1 protein-coding gene is annotated in these 648 nt (G+C 53.8%); it reads left to right on the top strand.

Annotated features, from left to right (window positions below; genetic code table 11):
* Positions 1 to 648 (top strand): IS6-like element IS26 family transposase (locus tag VZP09_RS24980; RefSeq protein WP_328795543.1); only part of this gene is annotated, 648 nt, incomplete at both ends.

Below are 648 nucleotides of genomic sequence, written 5' to 3'. Positions count from 1 at the left end.
GCATTTTCAGCGTGACATCATTCTGTGGGCCGTACGCTGNTACTGCAAATACGGCATCAGTTACCGTGAGCTGCAGGAGATGCTNGCTGAACGCGGAGTGAATGTCGATCACTCCACGATTTACCGCTGGGTTCAGCGTTATGCGCCTGAAATGGAAAAACGGCTGCGCTGGTACTGGCGTAACCCTTCCGATCTTTGCCCGTGGCACATGGATGAAACCTACGTGAAGGTCAATGGCCGCTGGGCGTATCTGTACCGGGCCGTCGACAGCCGGGGCCNCACTGTCGATTTTTATCTCTCCTCCCGTCGTAACAGCAAAGCTGCATACCGGTTTCTGGGTAAAATCCTCAACAACGTGAAGAAGTGGCAGATCCCGCGATTCATCAACACGGATAAAGCGCCCGCCTATGGTCGCGCGCTTGCTCTGCTCAAACGCGAAGGCCGGTGCCCGTCTGACGTTGAACACCGACAGATTAAGTACCGGAACAACGTGATTGAATGCGATCATGGCAAACTGAAACGGATAATCGGCGCCACGCTGGGATTTAAATCCATGAAGACGGCTTACGCCACCATCAAAGGTATTGAGGTGATGCGTGCACTACGCAAAGGCCAGGCCTCAGCATTTTATTATGGTGATCCCCTGGG

Origin of the sequence: Klebsiella sp. EMBS2024 (genome assembly GCF_036233805.1) — a bacterium.
Lineage (GTDB): Bacteria > Pseudomonadota > Gammaproteobacteria > Enterobacterales > Enterobacteriaceae > Klebsiella > Klebsiella pneumoniae.
Note: the sequence above shows the minus strand (reverse complement) of the source record. Positions and strands in the feature narration are given on the sequence as shown.